At 71.1% G+C, this 7,570-nt stretch carries 6 protein-coding genes; 4 read left to right on the top strand and 2 right to left on the bottom strand.

The window, feature by feature from the left end; translation table 11 throughout:
- Positions 1-173: 173 nt before the first annotated feature.
- Together ABDW21_RS15440 and ABDW21_RS15445 are read right to left on the bottom strand one after the other, a co-directional pair.
- Positions 174-863: a hypothetical protein gene (locus tag ABDW21_RS15440; RefSeq protein WP_343710677.1), complete on the bottom strand. Its 690-nt coding sequence runs from the start codon at positions 861-863 to the stop codon at positions 174-176.
- Between the two features lie 13 nt (positions 864-876).
- Positions 877-1,488: a hypothetical protein gene (locus ABDW21_RS15445; RefSeq protein ID WP_343710678.1), complete on the bottom strand. Its 612-nt coding sequence runs from the start codon at positions 1,486-1,488 to the stop codon at positions 877-879.
- 193 nt (positions 1,489-1,681) lie between these two features.
- Here ABDW21_RS15445 and ABDW21_RS15450 point away from each other — a divergent pair, with 193 nt between their 5' ends.
- The 4 genes from ABDW21_RS15450 to ABDW21_RS15465 form a co-directional block, all read left to right on the top strand.
- Positions 1,682-3,196 (top strand): PPE domain-containing protein, encoded by a 1,515-nt coding sequence (locus ABDW21_RS15450; RefSeq protein WP_343710679.1) that lies wholly within the window; start codon positions 1,682-1,684, stop codon positions 3,194-3,196.
- A 458-nt stretch (positions 3,197-3,654) separates the two neighbouring features.
- Complete coding sequence (locus tag ABDW21_RS15455; protein ID WP_343710680.1) at positions 3,655-4,413, top strand: hypothetical protein; 759 nt, start codon at positions 3,655-3,657, stop codon at positions 4,411-4,413.
- Positions 4,414-4,446: 33 nt separating this feature from the next.
- Entirely contained in the window at positions 4,447-5,589 is a 1,143-nt protein-coding gene (locus tag ABDW21_RS15460; protein ID WP_343710681.1) for a hypothetical protein, read from the top strand.
- A partial coding sequence (locus ABDW21_RS15465) for a hypothetical protein (RefSeq protein WP_343710682.1) occupies positions 5,589-7,570 on the top strand: 1,982 nt, incomplete at its 3' end. The genes ABDW21_RS15460 and ABDW21_RS15465, both read left to right, overlap by 1 nt.

Genomic DNA, 7,570 nt, shown 5'->3' on the forward strand with positions numbered 1-7,570 from the left:
ACGACAAGATCCGCCGCCACGCGGCGGAAGTCCCGATTCCCCCGACGGCTCAAGCCGCCGGCCCCCTCGGGACGCACTGATGGTCGAGCACGCCCGGCTGATCTGATTGCCACGAGATTGCCGCCAGGGTCGTGATTCTCGGCGCCTCACGACCCTGGCGGCAATCTGGACGCTCAGCGGGCGTTGATCGGCGACACGCCGCGCACCAACCAGCGCTCGCCCTGCTTGGTCAGCGTCACCCGCAGCGACAGCACCGTCCGGCTGGGCTCCTGGCCCGCGGCGTTCCGGGTCGAACTCAGCACCACCGCAACGCTGGCTGCGGACGGCCCGATCGCCTCCACGCCGGCCGCCAGCGTCCGCGCCTGCGCGCTGACGTTGCGGCGTGCCAGATCCGCTGTGGCTCTGGCGAATTGGTCCTTGAACGCCATCGCCTGGTCGGGCTCCATCATCGCTGCGGCGCGGTCCATCGAGGCCGCCGGATGCTGGGGGGTGAACGTCGCCGTCGCCTCGGCCATCGCGGTCGCGACCCGCACCACGTCGATGGCGTCCTGCTTGAGGTTGCGGTCCGGCGTCGTCCAACGGGTGTAGCCGGTCAGCACGGCTGCCACCAGCGCCGCCGTACACAGGCCGACGACAGCCAGCCGCAGGACGGGCCTGTCGTCGTCGGTGCCGACGGTCACCGAATCGCGGCGCCACAGCGCGATATTGATCGCCACGCCCTCGACGGCCAACACCATCAGCACCGAACAGGCCGACACCCACCACAGCGGCCACCCCAGCACCACGCCGATGGCCAGCAACCCGACGATAGTGGCCAGCGGCGCCGCGAGGTCGAACGCCAGCATCCGCCAGATGTTCCTCATCGAATCGAGCCCATCATCGAATCGAGCTCAGCCGTGAGATCAGCAGCGTGCCGTCCACGTCGGAGACGTCCAGACGAAGATTCCAGTGCACGGTTTGTGGCTCACCGCCGGCATTCTCGGCGACCGATGTGGCGACCACCATGACGGTGTCGGTGCGGCGGGCCAGGCCCGGCGGCAGTGCGGCCGGTCTGCGGAGGTCGCCCGGCGCGGGTTCGGGGTCATGGTGCACCGTTTCGATCGCCACCGCCTCGACCCGTCCGGTGCTGCTCGCCTTGAGCTGCTGCACCACCTTGCGGTACGGCTGCATCGCGGCGTCGAAATCGGCGTTGAGTTCTCCGGCGGTGTGGTCGTGGAGCCGCTGCACGCTGGCGTCGACGTTGCCGGCGTTCATGTTGATCAGCACACCCGTCCACTCGGCGGCGGTCCGCAGCACCCGGCTCTGGTAGGCGCGCTCGTCGACGTCGCCACGGTGCACCGACCAGATGGTCAGGCCCAGCGCGATCGCCGCGACGGAGATCGCGCCGAGGACCGCGGACGCGACCCCGTAGGTGGTGAACATCGGCCCGCTCGACGGTTCGGCGTGATCATCCTCGGCGGTGGGCTTGGTCTGCTCCCCGTCGGCCATGGCCGTGAGGGTACTCGGCGCGACAGGGACGGACGGCGGGCGGCGCGGCGCACCGGGCTGCGCCGGCGCCCGGGATTTGTGTGCTGAGCAGGGTCGCGCCGTAGGTAGCATTAGCCAGCAGAAACGGCTGGCTTGGCGGAAGCCGCCCGACCGCCTCAGGCCCATCTGGAGGCCTACAGGAAGGAAAGTCGCTATGGGCGGGCACGTGAAGGTGACGTCGGGCGAGCTGACGAAGACGGCCCAGCAGATTCAAACACCCCGGCCGGCGGGCCCGGGCCCGGCAAATCCACCCGATGCGTTGGCGATAACCACTGCCGCGATGGCCCAGCTCGCCGCCTCCGAGGCGATGATGACGATGATGCTGGGCGCCGGTGACGTCGAGGCGCAACGCCTCGCGCAGCTGCTCATCGCCGCCGCCAACGCCTACGACCAGGTGGACGCGGAACGGAAAGCCGCGCTGGACGCCCCGATGAACGGCAACGGTTCGGCGCCGGCAGTCAACCCGGTCACCCCGGATCTGACGAATGTGCCTGCCGCGCCAATCACCCGGTGTTTGGACTACCCTCCGCCGGGCAGCTGGGATGTCTTCACCGACTGGGAAATAGCGACCGAGACAATTTATGCCGGAGACACCCGGGCGTCGTCGGTGAAGTACCTGCGGGACCAGTGGAAGGCGTACCGCCAGAGTCTTACCGATCATGCCGGCCATTTCACGGCGCCGGCCGAGTGGGAGGGGGAGGCGGCCGAGGCCTGCGAGATTGCCATGCAGAACCACTCGCACTGGCTGCAGGACATGGCCGACAATTGCCGGCAGCTGGGCCGGCAAGCCGAGACTTTGGCCGACGCGCACGACAAGCTCGTCGCCGATCACCCGACGCTGCAGGATCTGCAGAACTTTCGCAACAACGTCGCGTCGTTTGACCCTGCTGAGAAATTGGCCCGGTGGTCGTGGTTCCAGACGAGGTCGGAGGCGGCGTTACACGCGTACGCGCAGCACACCAACCTCGAACGCATCAGCCCGCAGCCCCCGCCGAGCAGCGGCGGTGTGGCGCCGGTCCAGGCCGACGATGTCGCGGAGTTTTCGCCCGGAACACCGCTCGGGGGAGCACCCGGCGCCGGCGGCGCGCCGGGCGGCGGCGGTGCTCCCGCGACGCCATCGATGCCGAGCATGCCGCAGATGCCCGCAACGCCGGACTCGGCAGCTGCGAAAACCGGCGGAGCGCCGGGAGGGACGCCCGGCGGAATGCCCGGCGGCGGTACACCGGGCGGCGCACCGGGCGGCGGTCTGCCGGGGGGCATGCCGGCTGCGGCCAAGGCCACCCCACAGCTGCCCACGGGGCCTAGCCTCAAACCGGCGTCGTGCGGTGGTGGTAGCGGTGGCGCGGGTGCCGGCGGTGGTGGCGGCGCCCCGAAGATGCCGCTGCGGCCGTCGGTGACGGGCTCGGCGGTGGCGCCGTCACGTGCGGGCGGCGGGGCGCAGGGCATCGAACCAGAAAAAGCCGGCCCGGGCGGTGCCATGGGTGGCGGCATGGGCGGGATGCCGATGGGCGGTCACGGCGCTCAGCAGGGCAAGGAAAAGCGGCGGTCGCCGGGCTTGTCGCCGGACGAGGAGCTCTACAAGGAGGACCGGCCGTGGACCGAGCAGGTGATCGGTGCCCGCCGGCGCAAGGATACCCAGAACAGCACCGCTCCCAGCGAGGCGACGTGACCGCGAAGACCGGCCCGCCCGTCGCCCGCATTGCTCCTGGACTGCGAAACGTTCACGGCAACAGGCGAAGTCGATACAGTGCGGGTGTCCCAGGATCGACGCCAACGGCGCACCGCTCGGGTGAATCACCTGGACGGCACGCTCGCAGAGCTGCTGAGCGGACGCGTGTGGTGCCCCGGAATTTCTGCACCGGGGGTGTTTGCCGGCTGTGTACGATCCTGTGCGGTCCCGTCGCTAAGGGGGTTGCGGATGTCGGCGGGCAAAGGTCGGCGCCGCGTTCGCTTTCGGCGGCCGCCGCGGTTGTCGGACCCCTGCAGGACAGTCGGCCGATGCGCAACGCAGCAATGCTCGGCGCAGCCCCGGGGTTCCCTGAACAGCGTGACGCGTCCAAAACTGTTGCGGCAGTGGTTATGACGGATTCAGCTGCACTTGACGACGCTGACGAGCGGAGGTAGCCGATGGCGCCCGAAACGTTGAGGGTGGACGCCGAGCGGTTGGCCGGCGCCGGCCGACGGTTCCTGGCGGCCGCTGACTCCATCCCGCAGGCCCCGGCGCCGTACGTGCCGACCGGTGGCGATGCGCTCTCGTCGGCGATCGCCGCCCAAGCCCCCAAATTCATCGCCCCGGTCGCTGCGGGTTTGCCGGCGCTGAAGGCCAACACGACGAAATTCGGGCAGAACGTGCTCGCCGCGGCCCGCGCCTATCAGGACGCCGACCAGCAGCACGCCGCCGCCATCGACGCCGGCGCCGCGGGCATCCCCGCACCGGGTGGAGGCTCAGGTGTCGGTGGCGCAGCCGGCGCGGCCGCGGCGGACGGCTCCGCGGGCGCCGGGGGGATGGGCGAGTTCGCTCAGCTGATGCAGATGCCGATGGAGACGGCCGCGCAGATCCCGATTCAGGTGGCCGGTATGGCTGGCGCGCTTCCGCAGGCTCTGATGCAGGGGCTGCAGGAGCCGCTGCAGCAGGTCAGCCAGGTGGCGCAGACCGGTCGCAGCGGGGGCGGCGAGGGGCCCGGCGAGACTGCGGGTGAGACGTTGGTCGACGACGTCAGGCCGGCCGATGACGACCCCGCCCAGCCTGCCGACGACAAGGACACTGCGCAGGGCGCCGGGCCGGGGCGGGTACCGCGTACCGACGCGCAGCTACCGACCGCGCCGCCCGCGCAGGCGCCGGCGTCACCTCGCGGGCACGAGCCGGGGAAATACCGTGCGCTGTGAGGCCGCCCGCCGCCGTAGCGCGGGGGTGTGGCGATGAGCGGTCCTCCCCCGCCGCCGGGTCCGTGGAGCACTCCCCCGCAGGGCACGCCGGGGCCGTATCCGGGCAGCCCGTCGGCCCCGCCGCCGTGGAACGGGCAGCCACCGTGGCCGCCGCCCCCACCCCCGGGACGTCGGCGTTGGAAGTGGGCGTTGGTGGGCCTGGCGGTGATCGCGGTGGCCGCGATCTCCGTCGGCGCGACGCTGCTGGTCACCCGCGGTGGTTCGGCAAAGGATTCCGCTGCGACGGCGCCGGCCACGCCAGCGCCGGGTGCTGGCAAGGCGTCGGCTTTTGCCAGCGCTAACGACACCGGGCCGGTCACCGTCATCACCGAAGACCCCACCTGCGCGCCGTGGAAACCCATTCAAAACACCCTCGCCGACGCCGAGAAAAACGGGTGGGATCAGCGGGACCCGTCGATCCCGGCAGATGCGTGGATTCCCGGGGTGCGCGACCGGTACACGGCAGTGGGCCAGGCGATGCGGGCCGCCGCCGATCAGACCGTGCCGCTAGTGAAGATGACCCCGCATCGGGTGATGCGCGAACTCTACGAGCAGTTCATCGCCTACGCTCGCGCCTACGCCGAGCGCATCCCGGTCTACACCCCGCCCGACGACCAGCTGGCACTCACAGCAATCGCCGTCACCGAGGCTCTTGGTGACGTTTGCCAGGCCATCGAATACGGGTCGGCGGCAGCGCGCGGGCCACTGGTGCCGCCGGGTGACCCGCCGGCGGCGGTGGCGCCGCTGGGTGACCCAGCCAACCCGAAACGCTTCCTGACCAGCTCCGATCCGGTGTGCCCGGACTGGAACACCGCCCTGGACCGGTTCGTGGCCGACATCGCCGCGTGGGCGAACACCGACCCGAATGTCGCGCGCAGCCAGTGGTCACCAGAGCAGAAAGCCCTCAACGACGCCGCGGCGCCGATGATGAGCGGCTACGCCGACACGGCCGACCGGCTCGGCCGCCGTAGCGCCAACCCCACCTTCCAGGATTTCGCGGTACTGGACGCCCAGTATCGCCGCGCCTTCGTGCAGGCCCTGCCGACCTACACCCGAGCGGATGCGTACTTGACGGCCGCCTCCATCCAAACCGGTTACGTAGTCCTGGGAGCATGCGAGTCGGCGGGGGTGAGCTGATGGCAACCGGTAAGCCGACGGGTGACTACGTCGAGGACCTGACCGAGCCGGGGGGGTGGCCCGATGCCGACGAACACGAGCTCTACGACTGTGCCGGCGAGTTGACCCGCACCCTGCAGCAGCTGAGCTTTCAGGCGGTTCAGCCGTGGGCGCATGAGCGCGGCGAAACCTTCGACGGCGGCATCTGGTCGGGTGGGGCCGCCACCGCTGCCGACAGCCAGGCCGGCACCTACGCCGGCCAGTTCAGCGAACAGCAGAATCATCTGACCAGTGCGATCACCTGGAACAACCACGTCGCCGGCATGGTGGTGCAGGCCAAATCGAAGATCACCGATTTCATCGAGGAGGCGCAGCAGCAGATCGCAACCATCCACAACGACTCAAACCTCGACACCGACCAGCGCAGCAGCGAAATCCAGGCAGTGATCAGCCTTTTTCATGAGATGAACGTCGCCGTAGTCACCGGCCTGGCCGCGCAGATACCCACAGCCGACGCCTGGAAACCCTCACCGAACGCCCTCGAACAATTGCTCAACCAGAAAACCCCGCCCCCAGCCGCTCGCCCGGGTCAGTCGGCGAACGTCCCTGAGCCGCCGTCGGCTGGCCCCGCGTCGACACCTTCGGTGCTGCCGCCCAGTGGATGGAGCCCCAGCCGCAGCCACTCCGACTCCCCGCAGCTGACCCCTGCAACCGCAGACGCAAATCCCCCAGAGTCACCGAACAAATTCAGCACCAGCCGCGGCACCTCTGGCTCCTCGCAACTTCCCCACCAATCAGTGCCGGCCGGCGGACCCTCGGCCGTAATGCCGACTCCATCCCCGCCCGCGGCTCCGATGCCGGCCGCGTCGTCCCCGGGGCTGAGTTCGCCCGCTAGGACAGGCAGCAGCCTGGGTTCGGCGGCTGGCGCGCCGTTGAGTCCGGCCGCGAGTGGGCTGTCGAGCTCGGCCGCGCCGTCGAGCCCGGCCGCGCCGTCGAGCCCGGCCGCCTCGACGGGCCAGCCCGGAGGTGCGGCGCCCACGAGTCCGCAGGCAGGTGGGCCGGCGCAGGGGTTGGGCCAGGCGCCGCTGGGCGGCGCGGCAGCGCCGGTGGGCACGGCGGCAGCGGCCATGGACGCGGCGCAGGCTGGGTCATCGACGGCCGCCGGGACGCCTGCCGGCGCCGCCACGTCGACCACGCCGCCGGGAGCTGCCGCCACGCCGGTGGCCAGCGCCGGACTGGGGAGCCTGGGCGCAGCCGCCGGGGCGGGGTCGGGTGCCCCGGCCGCGCCGATGCCGTTGGGTCCGCCGCCAACACCCGCGCCGGCCGCGCCGGCGTCCTCGACGACCAGTGGGCAAACAGCGGCGGCGGGGCAGCCGTCGGGCACCGCGGGGCCGTCCGGGCCGGGTGTGTATCCGGCGTCAGCCAAAGACGCGGGCCAGGTGGGCGCGCCGGCGCCGATCCCGGTCACCGCCGCACGCGCCGAACGCGAGTTCCTCGCCCGAGCCACCGCGGCGGGGGCGGCGAGGCGCCAGAGCGGCGGGCACGACCGGCTGTCGCTGGCCAAGCGGATCGCGGCCGCGCTCAACGCCCCGGATCAGCCGGGCCGATCCGACCACAACTTTTTCTGGGTCACCGGGGTTAGCACCGACGGGCAGATCGTGGTGGCCAACAGCTACGGCATGGCCTACATCCCCGACGGCGTCGACCTGCCCAATCCGGTGCGGCTGGTCTCCGCCGACGCGGCGGTCCCGGCGCCGCTGCGCGCGCGCTGGACCACATATCCGTTCGCGGCGATCGCGGCCTGGGCGGCCCACCACGAAGTGGGGTTGCGGGCGGTGATCGCCACCGAAGCACAATTCGCCGGTGTCGATCCCGGCGCACCTAAGGACGTCCTCCACGACGACGACATCCCACCCAGCGGGAAAATGGCCGGCCGGCACCGGCTGGCGGTGGTCGACCCTGCCACGGCCGCCGAGCTGGCCGCGGTCGCGGACTGGAATCT

It is taken from the genome of Mycobacterium sp. (assembly GCF_039583805.1).
In the GTDB taxonomy this organism is placed as follows: domain Bacteria; phylum Actinomycetota; class Actinomycetes; order Mycobacteriales; family Mycobacteriaceae; genus Mycobacterium.